The sequence below is a fragment of the Variovorax sp. JS1663 genome, assembly GCF_002157355.1.
Lineage (GTDB): Bacteria > Pseudomonadota > Gammaproteobacteria > Burkholderiales > Burkholderiaceae_C > Variovorax.
The window spans coordinates 21,795-43,820 of the sequence record NZ_LYMK01000053.1; the positions used below are offsets into that span (position 1 = coordinate 21,795).

The window sequence follows — 22,026 nt, forward strand, 5'->3', positions numbered from 1 at the left end:
TTCCTTTGTCTTCGGTTGCAATGGGGGCGCTCAGCGCCCGGTGAACTGGGGCGCGCGGCGCTGTGCGAAGGCCTGCATGCCTTCCTTCTGGTCGGCGCTGTCGAACAGCAGCTCGAAGGCGCGGCGCTCCAGCATCAGGCCGGTGGCCAGCGGCGCATCGGCGCCGGCCAGCGCGGCCTCCTTGAGCAGGCGCAGCGCCATCGGCGGGCGGCTGGCGATCAGGGCGGCGAGCGCGAGGGCGCGCGCCTCGAGCGCGTCGTCGTCCACCACTTCGCTGACCAGGCCCATGGCCAGGGCCTCGTCGGCACCGACGGGCTCGCCGGTCAGCATCAGCTTCATCGCGCGGTACTTGCCCAGCGCCTGCATCAGGCGCTGGGTCGCGCCGCCGCCGGGCATGATGCCGACAGTCACCTCAGGCTGGCCGAAGCGGGCGCTGCGGCCCGCCACGATCAGGTCGGCATGCTGGGCAAGCTCACAGCCACCGCCCAATGCCGGGCCGGCGACTGCCGCGATCAGCGGTTTAGAGAACCCGGCGATCGGCGCCCAGCAGCGCGGCACGGCGAGGCGCCACACCTCGGCTGCCCCGAGGCCGGCGATCTCCTTGATGTCGGCACCGGCGGCGAAGCAGCCACCGCTGCCGCACAGCAGGACGCATCGCACGTCCTCGTCCTGGTCAAGTGCCGTGAAGGCCTGCGCGAGCGCCAGGCGCAGGGCCTGGTTCAGCGCGTTGCGCGCCTCGGGGCGGTTCAATCTGAGGCGCGCCACGCCGTCGAGCGGGCGGTCCACCAGCAGCGGGTCTGCGGCTTCGGTCATGCGCTTTGTCTCCGTTGTTGCGGCGCATTGTGGAAGCCGTCACATCATTCGACTACTTTCCATCTGGAATGACCAATATTCAAATTCCAAATACCATCGCTGGCCATGAACCTCCGATCGCTGGACCTGAATCTGCTGCTGGTCTTCGATGCCATCTACAACGAGCGCAGCATCTCCAAGGCCGCGCACAAGCTGCACCTGTCGCAGCCCACGGTGAGCAATGCCCTGGGCCGGCTGCGCGACCGGCTGGCCGACCCGCTGTTCGAGCGCAGCACGCAGGGCATGGCGCCGACCCTGCGCGCGAAGATGCTGGCGGAGCCGATCCGACAGGCGCTGGACATGCTAGAGCGCGGGCTTCGCGGCGACGACGCCTTCGACTTCGCCCAGTCGGACCGTGAGTTCGTGGTGGCGGTGGAAGACTACGGCGAGACCATCATCCTGCCGCGCTTCGTCGACTGGCTGGCCAAGGTGGCGCCGCGCATCCGCATCAAGATCCGGCCCGAGCCCAGCGCGCTGCTCAAGGGCGAGCTGCGCGACGGCGCGGTCGACCTGGCGCTGGACTACTTCGTGCTGCAGGACGCGGCCTTCCGCCATCAGTGCGTGCTGACCGAGACGCTGTTGAGCCTGTCGCGGCGAGACCATCCGGAGGTGGGCGAGAAGCTGAGCCTGGAGGCCTTCCTCGGCCTCAAGCACGTGGTGCTGGCGCCGCGCACCAGCGCCATGCCGATGATCGACCTCGCGCTCTCCAAGCGTGGCCTGCAACGGCAGATCGCAGTGACGGTGCCGCATTTTCTGTCGATGCCGGTGATGGTGCAGACCTCCGACCTGATCTGCACGCTGCCGCGGCGCATGGCGCACCTCTATGCCGACCACTTCCGGCTGAAGTCGCATGCGGTGCCGCTGCGCATGCCGAGCTTTCCGGTCTACCTGATGTGGCACGAGTCCGCCGAGCGCGACCCGAGCCACCAGTGGTTCCGAAAGCACCTGATGGATTTCTGCGAGCGGCTCTGAAGGAAGGCCGCGCGGGTCAGCCCGCCCGGTGCTGCGCGCAGCGACAGCGTGGACCACGACGCAAGCGCGGCCAGGCTCGCCGGCTCGCCGTGCTCGCGCAGCAGCGCGGGGCTGGCCATCAGCACGTCCTGCGTACGGCCCAGCGGGCGCACCACCAGGCTGGAATCGTCGAACGGCGGGCGGCGCACGCGCAACACCACGTCCATCGGCTCCTCCAGCGGATCGACGCGGCGGTTGCTCACCGTCAGCACCAGCCGCACGCGGGGATGCGCCTTCATGAAGGCCGGCACAGCGGCGTGAGCCAGAACTGCGCCAAAGTGATGGGGCAGCTCACACGCAGCACGCCCTGCGGCTGCGCGACCGCCTCCTGCACCAGTTCACTCGCCGACTCGCCCAGCGCCACCATTTGCTGGCAGCGCTCATAGAAGCGCTCCCCCACCGAGGTGAGCACCAGGCGGCGCGAGCTGCGCTGCAGCAGCCGCACGCCCAGGCGCTCCTCCAGCTGCGCGATGCGGCGGCTCAGCCGCGACTTGGGCACGCCCAGCTGCCGGCTCGCGGCCGAGAAGCCCTGGTGCTCGACCACCTTGGCGAAGAACAGCAGGTCGTTGAGGTCTTCCATGGCGTGGGCAATTCCTGGGACGCTGCCGATCATCGCCGGCAAAACGTTCTACCGGTGCAACGTTGCGTTCATCCAGGCCGGATTGTTCGCGCATCGTTCCATCCCGATCATCGACGCATGACTTTTCGATGGAGACAAGCTGGATGAAGCTCGCCACCTTCCGCCACCAGGGCCGATTGAGATTCGGCCTGGCCGAGGACGACGTGCTCGTGGACATCACGGACCACCCGGGCGCACCGGCCGGCCTGCGCGAACTCCTGGCCTGGGGCGACGAAGGGCTCGCCTGGATACGCAAGGCCGCCCGCCACGGGGCCCGCCTGCCGTTGTCCGAAGTGCGCCTGTGCGCGCCGATTCCCGAGCCGCGCAAGTTTCTGGGCCTGGGCGGCAACTACGCCTCGCACCTGGAAGAGGCAGCCCGCGCCGGCCTGTCGCGCGGCGCGGGCGGGCAGGTGTGGTTCAACAAGCAGGTCTCCTGCGTCAGCGGGCCCTTCGACCCGGTGCACAAGCCCCACGTGTCGGAGCAGCTCGACTACGAGGGCGAACTCGGCGTGGTAATCGGCCGCCGCTGCCGCCACGTGCGCGCTGCGGAGGCCGAGGCGGTGATCGCGGGCTACGTGGTGGTCAATGACCTCAGCGTGCGCGACTGGCAGCTGCGCGCGCCCACGCACACGCTGGGCAAGTCCTTCGACACCCACGGCCCCTTCGGCCCCTGGCTGGTCACGCGCGACGAGATCCCCGATCCGCATGACCTGCGGCTGCGCACCTGGGTCAGCGACGAGCTGCGCCAAGACGCTGGCACCGGAGAGATGCTCCACCGCATCGGCGACATGGTGGCCGAACTCTCGACCGCATTCACACTGGAGCCCGGCGACGTGTTGTCCACGGGCAGCCCGGCCGGCTGCGGCGGACTCATGGCACCGCCGCGCTACCTGCGGGCGGGCGACCGGGTGCGGGTGGAGATCGAATCGATCGGCGCGATCGAGAACCTGGTCATCGACGAACCTGAAGGAGACACGCCATGAGCACCCCACGACGCCTGCCCGATGTACAGGCGCCCCCCATCCGACCGGCGAAGCTGGCCCATGTGGTGCTGCGCGTGTCGGATCTCGCGTGCTCGCGCGACTGGTACCTGAAGGTGCTCGAAGCGAGACCGGCCTTCGAGAATGAGATGCTCTGCTTCCTGAGCTACGACGAGGAGCACCATCGCATCGGCCTGATCGCGCGGCCCGAGCTCGGACAGGCAGGCGACGCGCACCAGGGGCTGGAGCACATCGCCTTCACCTATGCCTCGCTGGGTACGCTACTGGCCACCTACCGGCGGCTGCTGGGGGAGGACATCCGGCCCTACTGGTGCATCAACCACGGGCCGACCGTCTCGCTCTACTACAAGGACCCCGATGGAAACCGGCTCGAGCTGCAGCACGACGTGTTCGAGCGGACCGAGGAGGTGGAGGCGTTCTTCGAGAGCGGTGCCTACGCCGAAAACTTCATGGGGATCCGCTTCGATCCCGAGGAGATGGCGGCTCGCTTCGAAGCGGGCGAGCCACTGGCCGCCCTGACCGCGCGGCGGCCGCTGCGCGAAGGCGAGACGCCCTGGTCCATGTTCGTGCCCTGAACTCAGAGCTTGACGGCCCCTTCGACATCCATCACCTTGCGCCGCGCCAGCGCGAGATTGGCGCGGGCCTTGTCGAGCACGACGTAAAGGAACAGGCCCGGATGGGCGCCCGAGGGGCGAATGATGTGGTACTGCTTGCCGAGCGTGATGAGGATGTCGTCGATGGCATCGTTCAGCTTGAGCGAGTCCATCGTGCGCAGTTTGGCGCGGACCACCTCGGTGTTGCCGGCAGCGGCCAGTTCCATATCCGTGCCGGAGCCGGCCTGGCCCAGAAGCATGCCGGAGCCGCTGTCGACGAGGGCACAGCTGAGCGCGCCGTCGATGCTCATGAGGGTAGAGAGAGAGTCGTTGATCGAAGCCATGTCAGTTCGCAATCTTTCGGGTTAAGGAACAGAAAAAAAGGAAGTCCCTGCGCGCCAAGCGCCTCAGACTTCCGCCAGGGTCCTGCCGATCTGATCTGCAGACCAGAACGCCTTCGCCAGCACCGCCCGCGGGGACAGCGCCATGCACAGCACCAGCTCGCCGGTCCGGCCAACGGGCTTGAGGAGCAAGGAGCCGCTGCGGGTCTCGATGAAGAGGCGCTCGCAGGCACCATGCCCCACTTCGCGCCCAGCGGCCGCAGCGATGGCCAGCAACGAGGACGCCATGGCCGCCAACTGCGCCGGGCGCACGCCGGGCTTGTTGCCCTGCGATGCGATCTCGATGCCATCCACCGTGGCGATCACCGCCGCGACGAGATCGACGCCCTCCGTGTAGCGGCGCAGGAGGTCCGCATAGCGGTTTGCCAAGGCCTGGTGCGTAGCCAGCGCCTGCGTGCGGTTCATCGGGGTGGACATGGGTCTGGGGAGTTCAAGTGGAAAGCACCGCGGTCAGCAGCTCCAGCGCATCCAGCATCTGCGTCTTCTCGCGCACGTCGACGGCGAGCACGGGAACCGCCATACCGACCTGGCCAGCGAGCTCACGCGAGAAATGCTCCAGCACATCGTGCGATGCAGGCCTCGCAGACAGCACGACGAGGACCGTGCTCGGGTGCGATTCGCGGGCGTGCGTGATGATTCCGGCGGCATAGGCCATCGCATCGGGCTGTCGGATGTCCACCAGCACCAGGGCACCGACAGCGAAGCTCAGCAGCCAACGGCGAAGAAAGCCAAACCGATCCTGTCCGGGGCTGCCGTAGACATGGAGCTCCCCGTCGCTCGAGGGCAGCCTCACGATGCCGAACTCTGCGCCGACGGTCGTGGTCTCCTTGCCATGCATCGGCACGCCCAGGTTGGGCACTTCGCAATCCGTCAGCGCATCGCCACACAGGGAGCGAATGGCCGTGGTCTTTCCGATGCCCATGGGGCCCAGCAGGACGATGCGTGGCGTCATCGCACGATCGACAGTGGGGACGAAGCCATCCGGCGGCCACGCAGCCAGCGCTTCAGGCGCCTGACGAAGCCGGCGGGCATGTACACCACGTTCTCGGTGGCGCCGGCGGCGCCCGTCTGCAGAGCACCGCGATGTTCGAGTCCGGCCAGCAGGAAATCGACGCCGGCCGGGCTGAGCCCGGCCTCGGTCATCAGCCATTGCCGCGAGACGGGGCGACGCGTCATGGTGGCCAGCGCACAGAGCACGCCCATCGACATGCCGTGGCCTGGGACGACCCAGTACTTGAGCTGATAGAGATCCACCGACTGATCAGCACCCTCCAGCAATGAGGGGCAGGGCTCGTCAAAAGTGACTTCTTTTTTCGCATGCATCTCGCAGATTATTCGGCGCCCCCCTCTGGCAACGATCCAGACTGTGACAATTCGCGAGAATCCATCCGCCAGCCAACGCGAAAATCGTTAAAGAAGTCCGCGCATCCGCTGCGCTGCCTCCCGCAATGCGCCGATCCGCTTGACCGCATCCTCCATCGTCATCCGCGCCGTCGGCGCATGCACCGCGATCGCCGCGCGCTGCCTGCCGGCCTCGTCGAACACCGGCACCGCCACCGCGACCAGCCCCGCGATGAACTCCTCCCGGTCGCAGGAGTAGCCGCGCGTCACGATGGCATCGCACTCGGCCCGCAGGTCGTCCGCGTCGGTGATGGTGTTGTTCGTCATGCGCGTCAGGGTGATATGTCCGATCACCGCGTCGCGCTCCTTCTTCTCCATCTGCGCCAGGAACAGCTTGCCGCTGGCCGTGCAGTGCAGCGGCACGTGCGAGCCTACGTCCAGCGTCAGCCGCAGCGGCCACTGCGCCTCGACGCGATCGAGGTAGAGCACCTGCACGCCGTCGAGCGTGGTGAAGTTGCAGGTCTCCCCCACCTTCCGCACCAGTTCCGCCAGCACCTCGTGCCGCTGGCCCCGCACCACGCCATGGTTCAGCGTGTCGAAGGCCAGCCGCCGCAGCGCCGGGCCGACGCTGAACATTCGTTCGTCCACATCGCGCGCGAGAAAGCCGGTCGCCAGCAGCTGGGTACAGATGCGGTGCGCCGTGCCCTTCGGCAGCGACAGCTGCGCGGCGAGGTCGGCCAGCGACAGCGCGCGGCCCTCGTTCGCCAGCAGCGACAGCAGTCGCAGGCTGCGCTCGGCCGAGGAGCCGGTGCTCGGCTCCTCGGCCTGCGATTCGGCAGCCGCGGCGCGCTTCTTCGCAGCGGCGGCGGGAGCGACAGGGGCGGCAGCAGCTTTGCGCGCAGGACGCGTCATAGGGGTAAACCTCTAGCAAACAATTAAAATGGAACGTTGTGTTCCGAAAATTCATCACCTAGCATCGGTGGCCGAAGCGATTGTTTCATTGCCGGAAGCCCTGCATGCCTGTTGAAGAAGAGTTCGATTACATCGTCGTGGGCGCCGGCTCGGCCGGCTGCGTGCTGGCCGGGCGGCTCAGCGAAGACCCGTCGACGCGGGTGCTCCTGCTGGAGGCCGGCCCCGAGGACAAGTCGCTGTGGATCCACCTGCCCATCGGCTACGGCAAGACGATGTGGAGCCCCACCTACAACTGGCGCTTCGAAACCGATCCCGACCCGAACATGAACGGCCGCCGCATCTACTGGCCGCGCGGCAAGACGCTGGGCGGCTCGAGTTCGATCAACGGCCTGATCTACATCCGCGGCCAGCGCGAGGACTACGACCACTGGGCCGCACTCGGCAACCCGGGCTGGAGCTACGAGGACGTGCTGCCCTATTTCATCCAGTCCGAGGGCAACCAGCGCGGCGCGAATGCCTTCCATGGCGCGGCGGGGCCGCTCAAGGTCTCCGACATCGGTGCGAAGCACGAGCTGATCGAGGCCTTCATCGCCGGTGCGCAGCAGATCGGCGTGCCCCGCACGGAGGACTTCAACGGCGCCGCGCAGGAAGGCGCCGGCTACTACCAGCTGACCACCCACCGCGGCTGGCGCTGCAGCACGGCCAAGGCCTACCTCGTGCCCGCACGCAAGCGCCCCAACCTGCGCGTCGAGACCGAGGCGCTGGCCAGCAGCCTGGTGCTCGATGGCCGGCGCGCAGTCGGCGTGCGCTTTCTGCAGGGCGGCGTGGAGAAGACCGCGCGCTGCCGCGCCGAGGTGCTGCTGGCCGCGGGCTCGCTGCAGTCGCCGCAGCTGTTGCAGCTCTCCGGAATCGGCCCGCGCGCCCTGCTCGCGCAGCAAGGCGTGCCGCTGGTGCACGAGCTGCCGGGCGTGGGCGAGAACCTGCAGGACCACCTGCAGATCCGCCTGAGCTACGAATGCACGCAGCCCATTACCACCAACGACCAGCTCAACTCCTGGGTCGGCCAGGCGAAGCTGGGCCTGGAATGGCTGATGCACCGCACCGGCCCGCTGGCGGTAGGCATCAACCAGGGCGGCTGCTTCATGCGTGCGCTGCACGACGCCGATGGTCGTCCGGCCGCGAGCACGCCCGACATCCAGTTCCACGTCGCCACGCTGTCGGCCGACATGGCGGGCGGCAAGGTGCATCCCTGGTCGGGCTTCACCTTCTCGGTGTGCCAGTTGCGGCCGGAGTCGCGCGGCCATGTACGCATTCGTTCGCGCGACCCGGCCGACCCGCCCTCGATGCAGCCCAACTACCTCGCGACCGAGCTCGACCGCGCGACCGCGGTGGCCGGCGTGAAGGCGGCGCGCGCCATCGCCGCAGCGCCGGCGATGCGGCCCTACGTCAAGCGCGAGATCAAGCCCGGACCCGACGCCACGAGCGACGAGGACCTGCTCGAGTTCTGCCGCAACAACGGCGCCACCATCTTCCACCCCACCGGCACCTGCCGCATGGGCAGCGACCCGCTGGCCGTGGTCGACACGCGCTTGCGCGTGCATGGCATCGGCGGGCTGCGCGTCATCGACTGCTCGGCCATGCCCACGCTGGTCTCGGGCAACACCAACGCACCGGCCGTGATGATGGCCGAGAAGGCCGTCGACATGATTCGCGAGGACGCCGCCGCCCTTGCCTGAGTTCTTTCCGCAGTCCGCAGCCCCGGCACGGGGGCTTTCCCATCACGACACTTCATCGGAGACAAACAAATGAGTGCAGCAACAGGCGACGAGAAGGCGATTCGAAGGGTAGTGACGTCGGCGCTGGTGGGCGCCAGCATCGAGTGGTACGACTTCTTCCTCTACGGCGTGGTGGCCGGCATCGTGTTCAACAAGCTCTACTTTCCGGGCAGCGACCCGGTCGTGTCGACGCTGCTGGCCTACACCACCTTCGCCGTCGGCTTCGTGACGAGGCCGCTGGGCGGCGTGATCTTCGGCCACTTCGGCGACAAGATCGGCCGCAAGAGCATGCTGATCCTCACGCTGATGATCATGGGCGTGGCCACCTTCCTGATCGGGCTGGTGCCGACCTACGCGCAGATCGGCATCGCCGCGCCGATCCTGTTGCTGCTGCTGCGCGTGGCCCAGGGCATCGGCCTGGGCGGCGAATGGGGCGGCGCGGTGCTGATGGCCTACGAGTACGCGCCGAAGGAGAAGCGCGGCTTCTATGCCTCGCTGCCGCAGATCGGCCTGGCCATCGGGCTGTGCATGGCTTCGGGCGTGGTGGCGCTGCTGTCCTTCCTGCTGACCGACGAGCAGTTCCTGTCCTGGGGCTGGCGCATCGCCTTCCTGCTCTCGGGCGTGATGGTGGCGGTGGGCATGTACATCCGCCTGCACGTGCAGGAGACGCCGGAGTTCGCGGCGGTGAAGGCGCGCAACGCCGAGCTGCGCATTCCCTTCATGGACATGCTCAAGCGCTACCCGGGCAATGTGCTCAAGGGCATGGGGGCGCGCTACATCGACGGTGTGTTCTTCAACATCTTCGGCGTGTTCTCCATCAACTACCTGACCAGCACGCTCAAGCTCAGCCGTACCGAGGCCCTGCTGGGCGTGATGGCGGCGGCGGTGGTGATGATCTTCACCATCCCCTACTTCGGCCGCATGTCCGACCGGCTCGGCCGGCCCAAGGTCTACATGTGGGGCTCGCTGATCACCGCGATCGCCGCCTTTCCGGGCTTCTGGCTGATGACGAACAGCGGCGGCAACGTGCTGCTGGTGTGGCTCGCGATCATCGTGCCCTTCGGTATCTTCTATGCCTCGGTGTACGGGCCGGAGGCGGCGCTCTTCTGCGACCTGTTCGACGCGAAGGTGCGCTACACGGGGATCTCCTTCGTCTACCAGTTCTCGGGCATCTTCGCCTCGGGCATCACGCCGATCGTCGCGACCGCACTGCTCAAGTCGGGCGGCGGGCAGCCCTGGCAGATCTGCATGTACGTGCTGTTCGCGGGCGCCGTGTCAGCCCTGTGCGCCTGGCTGATCGGGCGCTCGGGCGGCGCCGAGGAAGCGGCGAGGCCGTCGTCGCTCAGTGCCCGCGGCGCGGGGCGCTGAAGAGTTTAGTGCTCCCGGACCCCACCGTTCACCGACTCTCCGCGCGCCTGCGCCAGATCCTTCACCGCCACGCCCAGCGCCCGGATCCCCGCCGCGATCTGCCCCGCAGGGATCGAGGACAGGCGCAGGCGGAAGAAGGGACAGGGATAGGGCGGCTTGGCGAAGAACACGTCGCCAGCCTCGATCAGCACCCCGTGGTGACGCGCCATCAGCGCCAGCTCGCCCGCGTCCACCCATGACGGCGCCTGCACCCAGATCGAGGCGCCGCCCGATGGCAGCCTGAACTCGAAGTCCGGCAAGTGGTCGCGCAGGGCCTGCGCTGCCAGCGCCAGCCGCTCCTGCATCGCGTGGTTGACCCGCCGCGCGTGCGACTCGTGGTGCCCCAGCGAAAGAAAGAGCGCATAGGCCTGCTGCAGGAAAGCGCTCGGGTGCCGCAGCATCGCGTGCCGGATCACGCGCAGCTCCTTGATCAGCGCGCGCGGCGCCACGATGAAGCCCAGGCGCAATGCCGGCGACAGGCTCTTGGACACCGAGCCGACGTAGATCACCCGCCCCGTCTTGTCCAGGCTCTTGAGCGCCGGCATCGGCGTGCCCTCGTACAGGTTCTCGGCCTCGTAGTCGTCCTCGATGATCACGAAGTCCTGCAGCTCGGCCTTGCGCAGCAGCCACTGGCGCCGCTCCAGGCTCAGCGTCGCGGTGGTCGGGCTCTGGTGCGAGGGCGTGCAGAACAGGTAGTCGGCCGCGGGCAGCGCGTCGACCACCAGGCCGTCCTCGTCGACCTCGATCTCCACCCACTTCGGGTTGCGCAGCGCGAAGCTGTTGCGGGCATGCGGATGGCCCGGTTCCTCCAGGCCGACGCGCGTGTTCTCGTCGAACAGTGCCTCGGCCAACAGGTAGTAGGCATGCTGCGCGCCGAGCGTGACCAGGATCTCCTCCTTCAGCGCGAACACGCCGCGCTTGGGCAGCAGGCGCGTGCGGATCTGCTCGACAAGGTCCGGCACGTCATCGGTCTCGAAGTCAGGCGTCCAGGCCGGCAGTTGCGAGCGCGCCAGGCTGCGCGCGCAACACTCGCGGAAGTCCTCGGTGGGGAACAGCTGCGGATCGTAGGTGCCGTAGACGAAGGGATAGGGATAGTCGCGCCAGCGGTCGGGCTTGGCGAGCGTGGGCCGGTCCATCAGCGAGCGCCGCACCCGGGCCGACCACTCGGGCGGCTGGCCCGACTGGCCGCTGCGCCCCACCAGCGGCTCCGCCGGCTCGGCCGACAGCGGCCGCGCGTTCTGCGCCACGAAGACGCCGCTGCGCGGGCGCGCCTCCAGGAAACCTTCGTCCATCAACTGGAGATAGGCCGAGGTCACGGTGTTGCGGCTCAGGCCCAGCAGCGTCGCCAGTTCGCGCGACGAGGGCAGCGGCGCCCCCGGGCTCAACCGGTCCTCGAGGATGGCCTGCACCACCGCGGCACGCAGGCGGCCCTGCAACGGCAGGCCGGGTTGCTCGGGCAGCGCGAACAGCTGCGCCCACTGGATGGATCGGGGATGGGGCATGGCCGGGGCAGTTTAGATCTTCGCAGACGCCGCAAGGGTCGACTTTCGCGCGCCGATGGCCCCCGATGCGGCGGCCTTCAGCAGGCGGCGGAAGGTCGGGCATTCCATGTGGCTCGGTGCGGGGCAGACGGCCGCATGGCGCAGGCCATCGCGCATGGCCTGCAGCTTGCGGATCGTCCTGTCCAGTTCGTCGGCCTTGGCTTCGAGCCGCTCGCGGTCGATGCGCGGCTGCCCGTCCGGCGCGAACATGAGCCCGATCTCTTCGAGCGAGAAGCCCGCGGCCCGGCCCATCGCGATCAACGCCAAGCGCTCCAGCACGCTGGCGTCGAACAGGCGCCGCAGGCCGCGCCGGCCGACGGAGGCGATCAACCCCTTCTCTTCATAGAAACGCAAGGTGGACGCCGGCACACCCGAGTGCTGCGCCACCTCGCTGATATCCAAAACGCTCATTGCACTTGACCTCAAGCTGGCTTGAATTGGCAAAGTCTAGTTTCCCTCACAGCCAAGCAAGAGAGAAGCCACATGAATGCCATTGCCCGGCATGGGCGCCGGCGTCGCGGCCAGCCGCACGCCATGCCCCGCCGCGGCACGCCTGCAGACCCCTGGTCACGCACGGCGTCTTCGGCCTCGGCCTCCATGCCGCCGGATGGGCCACCAGCCCGCTCCATCCCTAGAACGGCCGCGAACTCATCTTTGTTGGCGTCGCTGCTGTTCCTGGCGCTGTTGCTGCTGACGTGCCTGCTCAGCCTGCGCCCGTGCCTGGGCCTGCTGCTGTTGCTGCGCCGCTCGCTGCCGGGCCTGCTGCTCCTGTGCGCGCATCTGCTGCTGACGCTGCTGCTCGGCTTGAGCGCGCTGCTGCTGCCCGCGCTGCATGGCCACCTGCTGCTGCTGCTGTTGCTGCATCGCTCGCTGGCGGGCCTGCTCCTGCTGCGCGCGCCTGCTGCTGCTGCGCGGCCTGTGCGCGCTGCTGCTGGGCCCGCTGCTGGACCTGTTGCTGTTGTTGTTGCTGCATCGCCCGCTGCCGGGCCTGCTCCTGCTGCATGCGCGCCTGCTGCTGCTGCGCGGCTGCGCCTCGGCCTGGCGGCGGGCGGCGGCTTCCTCCGCCGGCCCCGCGCCCGCCAGCGCCGGCGCCAGCGCGAACACCAATGCCGTCATCCATGCCTTTGCGAGCGTGCGCTTCGGCTGGGCCCGGCTTGCCGCAACGATGAAAGAGCGCTTGAACATGGCGATCCCCTCCGTATTGCTTTTTCGTGAACCCGCCAGAGCGATGGAGACAAGCTGTCCCGGGCCGAAACCCGTATCGCGTGGCTGATTCTGACAGCGCGATGGCCGTTGTAAAGGCGGGTAAAGACCACCTCGACGCAGCTTCGGCGCGGCTCGCATCGCGCGGCTCTGCGATGTTGTTGTGCACTACACTGCAGCGTCATATCCACCCGGCCTCTTGTGAGTTGCTGTTCATGGCTGCGACCGGTCCTCAAGACACTCCAAGATCACGCCGCTTGCTTTGGCTGGGGTTGGCCGCGGTCCTCCTGCTTGCCGCGGCGGCCGCAGCGATCTGGTTGGCTTCCGAGAAGAACCTTTCCACCGAGACGGACCGCCAGGCCGAGCTCGATGCGATGCTCGAGCGCCGGCGCAAGCTGACGATCGAACTCGCGGCAGCGAAGGCCGCGACCGCAACCGACTGCCCGCCCGGCGAGGTCCGACGCCCGGTCGGCGGCGCCACCCCGCCGGCGCTGCCGGCCGCCTCCGCGCCGGCACTGCCCACGAGCGGCACAGCCCCGGTGCTGAGCGAATCCCAACTGGCGGAACGGTTGGAACAAGCGACGGCCATGGTGCTGGTGCCTTCGCCTGACGGCAGCAGCCTGGGCACCGGCACCGGTTTCTTCATCGCGCCCGATCTGCTGGTCACCAATCGCCACGTCGTCGACAAGGCCGGCCGGCGCGTGCTGCTGGTGAGCACGGCCCTGCGCTCGGTGCGGCGCGCGAGCGTGCTGCGCATCACCACCAGTTCCAGCGTCGGCTCCCCCGACTTCGCGCTGCTGCGCCTGGAAGACGGAACGGCACCCGGCGTGCTCGACATGACGACGGAGATCAGCAAGCTCTCGAGCGTGGTGGCGGCCGGTTTCCCTGGCGTGGTGGTGCAGAACGATCCGCGATTCCGCCGCCTGCTGGCAGGCGACTCCTCGGTCGCTCCGGACCTGAGCCTGACGCAGGGCGCGGTGCAGTCGCTCCAGACCGGTGCCGACGGCATGCCGCTGATCGTGCACACGGCGTCGATCGCCAAAGGGAATTCGGGCGGCCCGCTGGTGGACGCGTGCGGCCGTCTGGTTGGTGTCAACACCTTCATCAACGTCGACCAGAGCCAGTCCTCGAAGATCAACTACGCCATTCGCTCGCCGGTGATGCAGGCCTTCCTGCAATCCTCCGGCACGGCCGCGCGGGCCGACGCCCGTGCCTGCTCGCGCGGCTGAGAAGCCCCATCGACCGCGCCCGGTCGAAGCCAGGCAGCAACACGGCTGCGCAACTCGTTCGAATCGCCTGCCTGACCGTTGCCACGCAAGAACGCCACAGTACACTCGACCTGTGTCCGTCGCTTACATATGAGTGGCAGCAGGCGAGGAGGGAGTCACTTGCGGCCGTTGTAGCCCATTGCGGTATTCAGCTCATGAACACAAATGCATCCGGCACCACTGGGGCGCAACTGGCGCATGACCGCGTCGATCGCTACCGTCCGCTCGGGGTCTTCGGCAAGCCCGCCTACCAGAGTCACGTCCAGTTGCGCGCCATGCTCAAGGCCAAGCGCGGGGACAAGGTGGCGAACTACTTCGCACGTCCCACCTACGATCCCGATCTGGGCGAGCTGCGCTGGACTGCCGAGATGCCCGGCACGGCCCGTGGATGGCATGAGATGTCGGGCGAGGAGCAGGTCCAGCGCGCGCTCGATCTGGAGGTGGTGCGCTCGGGCCTGGTGAGTTTCGCGCAGGACTTGCGCACGCAGAACGCGGGCCAGCCCGGCGGCGCGACCTCCTTCGCCAGCCTGCTGGAGCAGGCGACGCGCGTGCCGGCGGACGGCAACTTCCTCTACTTCGTGGACGACCAGCCCGTGATCGCCTTCTGGGGCTTCGAGGACCAGAACGGCTTCAGCGTCGACCCCTCCGCGCTGGCGCCAAAGAGCTCACCCGCCCCGAAAGGGGAGCCGGTCGTTGCAGCGGCGGCCACGACCGAGGCGACGCCGGTCGCGGCCGCAGCGGCGACGCGGCCCGCTTGGTGGAAGTGGCTGCTCTGGCTGCTGCTGGCCCTCCTGCTGCTGGCCCTGCTCTTCTTCGGCTTGCGCGGCTGCAAGTCCGACGAGGCGGACGGGTCCCTGTTCGGCCTTCCCTCGGCGAAGCCGACGGATCCGACGACCGCGACGCCGCCCGGCGTCGTGCCCTCGCAGCCGCCGGTCGATACCGTGGCGCCGCCCGGTGTCGGTGGCCCCTCGAGCTCGGTCCCGCCGCCGGTGGGCACGGTGCCGGGCATCGAGCCGCCCAGTGCCCCGGGCACGACACCCGAGATCGCGCCGCCCGTGCCCGGGACCGGGCCCGACGCTGTAGCACCGCCGGACACGAAGGTACCGCCGGGCGACGCCCCGTCCGAAAGCCGCACCGAGCCGCCGGTCCCGCCGGTGCCGGAGCCGCCTGGCACGCCCGATACCACGAACCCGAAGGGCTCGGACCCGACGCCTCCCGCGCCGCCCTCCGCCGACAGCGGCCGCCCGATGAAGATGCCCGCCAGCCCCACCGCGGCCCGCAAGCTCGACTTTCTCGAAGGCGACTGGAAAGCCGGCGAGGGGCTGGTGGATCGCAAGACCAAGGAGCCGCTGGACCTGTCCTTCAAGTTCAGCAAGGATGGGAAAGGCGAGGTGACGTTCCGCCGACCGGACGGCACCAGCTGCAGCGGCGAGGTGCAGGGCCGCATGGACGGAGGCAAGCTCGGCATCCGCGGCAGCGACGCCGTACCGTGCAGCGACGGCAGCCGCTACGGGGCACCCCAGATCGAATGCGGCAATGATTCCGGCGGCCAGACCCAGTGCTTCGGCCTCAACCCCGACGGCAGCCGCTACTACATGGGCATGCAGCGGCGCTGACGGCCGCGCGGACCTCGTACCTCTCTCACGCAAGCTACACATCGATGGCACTGAACGAACTCATGCACTTCCCCGAAGTGGTCCCGCTGATCCCCGGCAGCGGCGTCCAGTTCCTCGACTTCGGCTTTTCCATCGACAAGCAGACGCCGGTGCCCAGGGAGTGGGGCTTCTTCGATCCGCGGACTTCGCTGGACGCTGCCAAGGTGCCGCCCTGCGTGCGGCGCGGCGACGAAGAGCCGCGGGGCGTCGAGTCCTATTCCGTCGACATCAAGTCCATCGAGCAGATGTTCGACCGCGTGTGGATCCCGCTGCCGCTGCTGCGGCGCGAGGCGCAGGGCTTCTACCGGGGCCCCACCAACTGGGCGCGCGCCTACCTCGCGCGGCTCGACGAGCCGGACAGCAAGGGCAACACCTACCGGCTGGTGATCGCCTGCGACACCAGCCTGCTCGCCTTCGTCGAGAGCGAAGCCTACCTGGCACCATCGCCGAACGACGCCCGCAACGGCCGCGAGTTCGCGCTGCCCGGCCCGCAGGACCCGATCGACTGGTACCTCGCGGAGGGCTGGGTCAAGGACTGGTGCCTGGAGACCTTCAAGGACATGCTCGAGCGCGAGGAGCGCCGCCGTCGCCACTTTTCCTTCCGTCCGCTGACCAATGCCGAAGTGCATGACCAGATGCAGGGCAGCAGCGAGCACATCGCGCGCTACCGGGCGTTCATCGACCTGCTGCACGGGCTCGACGTGCTGCCGTCCTTCCAACTCGTCGACCGGATCACCGAGCCGCGCTCGCCGCCGATCGACGTCGACCTCGTGCTCGACCTCGGCAACTCGCGCAGCTGCGGCCTCCTGATCGAGTCCGATCCCGAGCAGCTCGGCGCCGACATCACCAAGTCGGTCACGCTGCAGCTGCGCGACCTGAGCCGGGCCGAGCAGGTGTATTCCGATCCCTTCCCGAGCCGCTTCGAATTCGCGCGCGCACAGTTCGGGCGCGACCACCTGTCGATCCGCAGCGGCCGTTCCGAAGCCTTCGGCTGGCCCACCGTGGTGCGCGTGGGCGTGGAGGCGGCGCGGCTGGCCGCACGGCGCTCCGGCACGGAGGGATCGTCGGGCCTGTCGAGCCCCAAGCGCTACCTCTGGGACGAAGACCCGCGGCGCGACTCCTGGCGCTTCAACGTCGGCGCGGCCGAGGCCGGGCACTCGGACTACGCCACCGGCGTCGCCTTCACCACGCTGGTGAACGACCTCGGCGAGGCGCTGCACCAGTTGAGCCCCGACCTGCTCGCGCAGTTTCCCGACAAGGGCTTCCCGGCGATCCGTGCCCAGTACTCGCGCCGCAACCTGACCTCGTTCGCGCTGGCGGAGATCTTCGTGCAGGCGATCGCCTTGATGAACTCGCCGATGCACCGGCTGCGCCGCCCGGCCAACGCCAACCTGCCGCGGCGGCTGCGCCGCATCATCATGACCATGCCCACGGCCATGCCGCTGGCCGAGCGCGAGATCCTGCGCAAGCAGGCCGAGGCGGCCTGCGATCTCGCCAACCTGTCGCTGGGGCAGGCTCGCATCGACTACGCCGACGACGGCAGCATGCAGCTCAGCTACGCCGGCCAGGGCGGTGGCGGCAGCGGTGAGGGGCCCGAGGTGATCCTGCAGTGGGACGAGGCGACCGCCACGCAGGCGGTGTATCTCTACACCCAGGTGGCACTGAACCATTCGGGCGATGCGCGCAGCTTCTTCCGCAACGCGCGCCATCCGGACAACCAGCACGAGCCCGGCACCGCGGACCGCTTCCGCCTGGCGACCATCGACCTGGGCGGCGGCACCACCGACATCGTCGTGACCTCCGTTGCGGCAGACGGCGCGGGCGCGCACGTGACGCTCACGCCCGAGCAGGAATTCCGCGACGGCTTCAGCCTGGCGGGCGACGACGCCCTGCTGCGCGTGGTGCGCGAGCACGTGATCGAGCCGATCCGGCAGCGGCTGCGGGAGGCCGGCATGGGCGAGCGCGCGGACTACGCGCTCAACCAGCTGCTGGGGGGCGACCGCGGCGACATGAAGGCGGTGGAGCTGGTGCGCCGCCAGCAGTTCGCGGCCCAGATCGCCGCGCCGATCGCCCTCGGCCTGTTGCAGGACTACGAGGCCTACGACCCGCTGGCGCCCGCGCCGGCGGCGGTGCGCGGATTCAGCGAATTCTTCATGCCCGACAACGCGCCGACGCAGGCGCTGCTCGACCACGTGAACCAGGAGCTGGCGCAGAAAGGCGCACGCGACTTCCGGCTGCAGGACATGCGCTTCGAGGTCTCGCTGCCCGACATCGACCGCACGGTGCGCAGCGTGTTCCAGGAGATGCTGCGGGCACTTGGAGAGATCGTCGCGCGCTACCGCTGCGACATGCTGATCCTCTCGGGCCGGACCTCGCGCCTTCCCGCGGTGCGCGCCATCCTGGAGGAATGCGCGGCCCTGCCCTCGCACCGCATCCTGCCGCTGCACCTGTTCCGGGTCGGTCAGTGGTATCCCTTCCGCGACTACCGGGCGACGATCGGCGACCCCAAGACCACGGCCGCCGTGGGCGCGATGATCTGCCTGCTCGGCAATGGCCAGCTGCAGAACTTCAACTTCCGCTCGAACGAACTGCGGCTGCGCTCCACGGCGCGCTATTTCGGCAAGCTCGACCAGTCCAACCGGCTGCTGAAGGAGGACGAGTTCTACGACAACCTCGATCTCGACAACGTCGACTACGAGCTGCCCGAGCAGCCCTTTGAATTCCGCGGGCCGATGCCGCTCGGGTTCCGCCAGGTGCCGGTGGACCGCTGGCCGGCCTCGCGCCTCTACAGCATCGACTATGCGAGCCCCGAGGATGCGCGCGCCCTGAACCCGATGACGCCGCTGCGCGTCACGCTGGCGCGGGCGGGCAAGAAAACGACCAACAGGCGGACCGGCGAGGAGTACATGGACAACCCCGAACTCAAGATCAAGCGGGTCGAGGACCGCGAGGGCCGCACCGTGCCGCCGGCCCGGCTGCGGCTGCGGCTGCAGACGATCGGCCAGCAGCAGGGCTACTGGCTGGACACCGGCATCCTGCTGGGAGGCTGAAATGAAGCTCTCCCCCAGGCTCCCCCACTTCGTGTGGTCCGCCAACCCCTTCGCCGGGGGCGCACCCGGCGGCCCGGCTTCGCGGCCTGCGTGTTTCACGCGTCGCGGGTCCCGCGATAGCGTGGTGGAAAACTGAGATGAGCGAACCGACTTCCAACATGCTGCTCGATGGCTCGCAGGCCCTGGCCCGCGCGAGCGCCCAATCGCGCGCCTGGGTGCAGCGGCTCGCGCAGACCGCCACCTCGGTCGCCACCGAAGAGCGCCTGCTGCTCGAGGCAACGCGGCGCGCCGAGAACCTGGCGCGCAAGGTCGCCTCCTCGGCAGGCCGGCGCAACAGCGCGGGCGTGTTCGGCCCCAGCCAGGCCGGCAAGTCCTACCTGGTCTCGGTGCTGGGCAAAAGCGAGGACAAGCCGCTCATCGCCGACTTCGCGGGCACGCCGAAGAACTTCATCCAGGAGCTCAATCCCCCGGGCGGCAAGGAAGCCACCGGGCTGGTGACGCGCTTCACCATCGAGAAGGGCACGAGCGACACGACGCACCCGGTCGAACTGCGCCTGCTGACCGAGACCGACATCGTCAAGGTCATCGGCAACAGCTTTTTCTCGGACTTCGACCAGAACAATCGCAAGCTCGCCCTGCCGGGCGAAGACCAGATCCGCGCCATGATCGAACGGCTGGAGAGCATGGCGCGCCAGAGCGCCCCCCACCTCGACGAGATCGTGATGTTCGACATCGGCGAGTATTTCCGGGACAACTTTGCCGTGCCGATCGAGCCGATGGCGCGCACCGGCTACTGGGATGCGCTGACGCGCTTCGGCCATCGCCTGCCGCTCGCGCAGCGTGCCGAGCTCTACAGCGTGCTGTGGGGCCTGTCGAAGGACCTGACCGACGTCTTCCTGCTGCTGACGCGCGCGCTCGAATCCCTGGGCCATGCGCCGACGGGGCGCGCCGCGCTGGACTGCCTGATCCCGCGCACCCAGAGCATCATCGACGTCGACATCATCAAGCTGCGCCTGGGCACGCCCGAGGACGAGAAGGATCTCATCAGCGTGGTGCCGGAGCGTGCGGACGGCGGCGACGCGCCGCCGGTGAAGGTGCCGCGCGCGACGCTCACCGCGCTGGTGGCCGAGATCAAGGTCGTGATGGCGAACCAGCCCTGGCCCTTCTTCACGCACACAGACCTGCTGGACTTCCCGGGCGCGCGGGCGCGCGAGAAGATGGTCGAGCTGCCGCAGGACCCGGAGGAGCGCACCTTCAGCGTGCGCAACATGCTCCTGCGCGGCAAGATCGCCTACCTCTTCCAGCGCTACACCGAGGAGCGCGAGCTCACCTGCATGCTGCTGTGCATGCCGCCCAGCAACCAGGAGGTCAAGGACCTGACCTCCCTGGTCGGCAAGTGGGTGGCGCAGACCCACGGTGCGAGCCCCGAGACGCGTGCGCAGTTGCCCTGCGCCCTCTTCTTCGTGCTGACCAAGTTCGACATGGAACTGCTCGCCAAGCCGGGCGACACGCCCGAGTCCTGGGCCGGCCGCATCGATGCACGCCTCGATGCCTCGATGTACCAGCTCTACAAGCAGCAGGAGTGGCTGCAGAACTGGAGCGGCAAGGCCTTTGCCAACACCTATTTCCTGCGCAACCCCGAGTACGAACTCGACGCAGTGTTCCAGTACGGCCCCACCGACGCCGACAACAAGCGGCGAGAGACCGGCATCGCCGCGCAGGCCGAAGCCCGGATCGCGGCCAACCGCCAGGGCGTCGTCGAATCCGAGCTCTGCCGCAAGCACTTCAACGACCCGGCCGCAGCCTGGGACTGTGCCATGCAGCTCAACGACGGCGGCGTGCGCCACCTTGTCGACAACCTGGAGCGTGTGCTGTCGCCCATGCTCAAGACGCGGCAGCTCGCGGGCCGCCTGGTCGACCAGGCCAGGCATCTCGATACCCGGATGCGCCGCTTCTATCAGGCCGACGACGACTCGTCGCGCAAGGAAAAGGAAGAGGGCCTGATGAACCTGCGCCGCAGGCTCTTCCGGGCCACCAGCGAGCGCGAGTTCGTCAACTTCATGCAATTGCTGGCGCGCATCAAGGTGCTGGAGGCCGACGTCCGTGGCGCCTTCCTCAACGTCGCCTCGCTCAAGATCGAGGCCGCGCCCGCGGTCGAGGAGGCAGCCGCCGCCCCCGCGGCCGAGGCCGATCCCTGGGACGACCCGTGGGCCGAGCCCACCGCAGCCTCGGGCACGGCCGCGGCGCCGCCCCCCCCGCGCCGCGCGCGCGACCGCTTCGACCATTTCGCAACCCAGGTCCTCAACCTGTGGACCGAGAAGGTCCGCGGGTTGTCGAGCCAGGCCGAGACGCTGAGCGCCCTCGGCATGGACGCCCAGCTGGTCGGCGACCTCGGCAACGAGCTGGTGATCGGCGCGCACCGCCGCCAGCTGACCGAGCGCATCGCCGACCGCGTGCGCACGCAGGTGGCGGCGGCCAACCTGCGCTGGGACGAGGTGACCGATCGCAGTGCCGGCATCGCGACCGTGATGGTCAACGACTACGTCGCCTACCTCGGTTTCAGCGAGAGCCCGAGCGCCGAGCGCCCGGCAGTCCCCGAGGCCCCCAAGCCGCGGCAGCGCGGCGTCTTCGAGCCGCTGCCCTTGCCGGCGCGCGGCCAGATGCCGGCCGTGTCGCAGACGCAGGTCTCGATGGAGCGCGACTACTTCCTCGATTGGGGCGTGGCCCTCAAGCAGCTGGGACTGGACAACGTGAGCTTCTCGGGCGGCCGCGAGATCGGCGAGGCGGACAACCGGGACCTGGGCGAGATCCTGCAAGGCCTGGCGCCGGCCTTGCAGGTGAAGGCAGGCTGAAGCGCGAACGCGCCCCAGACGCGCGTGCTTCTGTATAACATTCGTTTGCAAATTTGACCTGCCCCTGACTTGCCCATGCCCACCCGCCTGCTTCAACTCGAACAACACGCCAGCGGGACGGCCTCGTTCCAACTCACCGGTCCCTCCGCCGGCCAGGTCGCGATGCCCGAGGACCTGGAGATCTCCATCATCCAGCAGGGCCCCACGGAGCGCTACCTCGACCCGCGCAATCCGGACGATCCGTGGACCACCGCGGTCTACCGCTTCCGCCCCCTCGACCCGCGGCGCCAGGGCAATGCTGTCTGGCTCGACATCGACTACGGCGTCACCTATCACCTGCGCGCTCACCAGGCCTACAAGCTGCGCATTCGCCAGCCCCAGGGCACGGAGGCGGATGAGATCTTCACCGGGCCAGCCACGCTGCGCCGTCCGTCCCTCAAGCCGACCGGCTGGACGCCGCCACCCGATCCGCGCGGTCCGGTGTCGGTGCCGCAGGCCGAGGTGCCGCCGCCGGCACCCCTACCCTCGCCGCCCCCGCCCCCGCC

General features: G+C 68.7%; 20 protein-coding genes and 1 pseudogene. 11 read left to right on the forward strand and 10 right to left on the reverse strand.

The features are described 5' to 3' along the window. Nucleotides 1-30: 30 nt before the first annotated feature. Nucleotides 31-813, reverse strand: coding sequence for an enoyl-CoA hydratase-related protein (locus tag A8M77_RS29940; RefSeq protein WP_086925112.1), 783 nt, complete (start codon nt 811-813; stop codon nt 31-33). Between the two features lie 105 nt (nt 814-918). Here A8M77_RS29940 and A8M77_RS29945 point away from each other — a divergent pair, with 105 nt between their 5' ends. Further along, nucleotides 919-1,824, forward strand: a complete 906-nt coding sequence (locus A8M77_RS29945; protein WP_086925113.1) for a LysR family transcriptional regulator — start codon at nt 919-921, stop codon at nt 1,822-1,824. On the opposite strand, the gene A8M77_RS37025 is transcribed toward A8M77_RS29945, so the two are convergent. Together A8M77_RS37025 and A8M77_RS37030 are read right to left on the reverse strand one after the other, a co-directional pair. Beyond that, entirely contained in the window at nt 1,737-2,102 is a 366-nt protein-coding gene (locus A8M77_RS37025; protein ID WP_238137025.1) for a LysR substrate-binding domain-containing protein, read from the reverse strand. The two genes, A8M77_RS29945 and A8M77_RS37025, sit on opposite strands and share 88 nt — an antisense overlap. After that, nucleotides 2,099-2,443, reverse strand: a complete 345-nt coding sequence (locus A8M77_RS37030; RefSeq protein WP_238137026.1) for a LysR family transcriptional regulator — start codon at nt 2,441-2,443, stop codon at nt 2,099-2,101. Before A8M77_RS37030 ends, A8M77_RS37025 begins: the two co-directional genes overlap by 4 nt. A gap of 143 nt (nt 2,444-2,586) precedes the next feature. Between A8M77_RS37030 and A8M77_RS29955 the strand changes: the two genes are divergently transcribed. Both A8M77_RS29955 and A8M77_RS29960 read left to right on the forward strand, forming a co-directional pair. After that, on the forward strand, nt 2,587-3,465 hold the full coding sequence (locus A8M77_RS29955) for a fumarylacetoacetate hydrolase family protein (RefSeq protein WP_086925114.1): 879 nt from the start codon (nt 2,587-2,589) through the stop codon (nt 3,463-3,465). After that, nucleotides 3,462-4,058 carry a VOC family protein gene (locus A8M77_RS29960; RefSeq protein WP_086925115.1) on the forward strand — a complete coding sequence of 199 codons (597 nt, stop codon included), beginning with the start codon at nt 3,462-3,464 and terminating at the stop codon, nt 4,056-4,058. The genes A8M77_RS29955 and A8M77_RS29960 overlap by 4 nt, the downstream gene beginning before the upstream one ends. Before the next feature lie 2 nt (nt 4,059-4,060). On the opposite strand, the gene A8M77_RS29965 is transcribed toward A8M77_RS29960, so the two are convergent. From A8M77_RS29965 to A8M77_RS29985, 5 genes are all read right to left on the reverse strand, one after another. Then, on the reverse strand, nt 4,061-4,420 hold the full coding sequence (locus A8M77_RS29965; RefSeq protein ID WP_086925116.1) for a hypothetical protein: 360 nt from the start codon (nt 4,418-4,420) through the stop codon (nt 4,061-4,063). A gap of 63 nt (nt 4,421-4,483) precedes the next feature. After that, nucleotides 4,484-4,894 carry a roadblock/LC7 domain-containing protein gene (locus tag A8M77_RS29970; protein ID WP_086925117.1) on the reverse strand — a complete coding sequence of 137 codons (411 nt, stop codon included), beginning with the start codon at nt 4,892-4,894 and terminating at the stop codon, nt 4,484-4,486. A 13-nt stretch (nt 4,895-4,907) separates the two neighbouring features. Continuing rightward, nucleotides 4,908-5,429 (reverse strand): GTP-binding protein, encoded by a 522-nt coding sequence (locus A8M77_RS29975; protein ID WP_086925118.1) that lies wholly within the window; start codon nt 5,427-5,429, stop codon nt 4,908-4,910. Beyond that, nucleotides 5,426-5,800, reverse strand: a complete 375-nt coding sequence (locus tag A8M77_RS29980) for a hypothetical protein (protein WP_143694804.1) — start codon at nt 5,798-5,800, stop codon at nt 5,426-5,428. Before A8M77_RS29980 ends, A8M77_RS29975 begins: the two co-directional genes overlap by 4 nt. A gap of 87 nt (nt 5,801-5,887) precedes the next feature. Beyond that, nucleotides 5,888-6,730 (reverse strand): IclR family transcriptional regulator, encoded by an 843-nt coding sequence (locus tag A8M77_RS29985; RefSeq protein WP_086925120.1) that lies wholly within the window; start codon nt 6,728-6,730, stop codon nt 5,888-5,890. 104 nt (nt 6,731-6,834) lie between these two features. Here A8M77_RS29985 and A8M77_RS29990 point away from each other — a divergent pair, with 104 nt between their 5' ends. Beyond that, nucleotides 6,835-8,466 (forward strand): GMC family oxidoreductase, encoded by a 1,632-nt coding sequence (locus A8M77_RS29990; RefSeq protein WP_086925121.1) that lies wholly within the window; start codon nt 6,835-6,837, stop codon nt 8,464-8,466. 69 nt (nt 8,467-8,535) lie between these two features. After that, nucleotides 8,536-9,873 (forward strand): MFS transporter, encoded by a 1,338-nt coding sequence (locus tag A8M77_RS29995; RefSeq protein WP_086925122.1) that lies wholly within the window; start codon nt 8,536-8,538, stop codon nt 9,871-9,873. A 5-nt stretch (nt 9,874-9,878) separates the two neighbouring features. Here the strand turns inward: A8M77_RS29995 and pdxR are convergent, their stop codons facing one another. Together pdxR and A8M77_RS30005 are read right to left on the reverse strand one after the other, a co-directional pair. Further along, entirely contained in the window at nt 9,879-11,414 is a 1,536-nt protein-coding gene (pdxR, locus tag A8M77_RS30000) for a MocR-like pyridoxine biosynthesis transcription factor PdxR (RefSeq protein WP_086925123.1), read from the reverse strand. A 12-nt stretch (nt 11,415-11,426) separates the two neighbouring features. After that, nucleotides 11,427-11,864 carry a helix-turn-helix domain-containing protein gene (locus A8M77_RS30005; RefSeq protein ID WP_086925124.1) on the reverse strand — a complete coding sequence of 146 codons (438 nt, stop codon included), beginning with the start codon at nt 11,862-11,864 and terminating at the stop codon, nt 11,427-11,429. A 72-nt stretch (nt 11,865-11,936) separates the two neighbouring features. Here A8M77_RS30005 and A8M77_RS30015 point away from each other — a divergent pair, with 72 nt between their 5' ends. The 6 genes and pseudogenes from A8M77_RS30015 to A8M77_RS30040 form a co-directional block, all read left to right on the forward strand. After that, nucleotides 11,937-12,668: a hypothetical protein gene (locus A8M77_RS30015; protein ID WP_158101022.1), complete on the forward strand. Its 732-nt coding sequence runs from the start codon at nt 11,937-11,939 to the stop codon at nt 12,666-12,668. Between the two features lie 50 nt (nt 12,669-12,718). Next, a complete protein-coding gene (locus A8M77_RS30020) occupies nt 12,719-13,885 on the forward strand; it encodes a S1 family peptidase (RefSeq protein WP_143694806.1) in 1,167 nt (388 codons plus the stop codon). A gap of 194 nt (nt 13,886-14,079) precedes the next feature. Further along, the gene (locus A8M77_RS36270) at nt 14,080-15,540 is read left to right on the forward strand and encodes a hypothetical protein (RefSeq protein ID WP_086925128.1); all 1,461 of its coding nucleotides are present in this window, start codon (nt 14,080-14,082) and stop codon (nt 15,538-15,540) included. Between the two features lie 44 nt (nt 15,541-15,584). Then, entirely contained in the window at nt 15,585-18,629 is a 3,045-nt protein-coding gene (locus A8M77_RS30030; RefSeq protein ID WP_086925129.1) for a virulence factor SrfB, read from the forward strand. A 137-nt stretch (nt 18,630-18,766) separates the two neighbouring features. Beyond that, on the forward strand, nt 18,767-21,481 hold the full coding sequence (locus A8M77_RS30035; protein ID WP_086925130.1) for a virulence factor SrfC family protein: 2,715 nt from the start codon (nt 18,767-18,769) through the stop codon (nt 21,479-21,481). A gap of 75 nt (nt 21,482-21,556) precedes the next feature. After that, nucleotides 21,557-22,026 (forward strand): annotated as a pseudogene (locus tag A8M77_RS30040) (hypothetical protein); the annotation flags it as partial.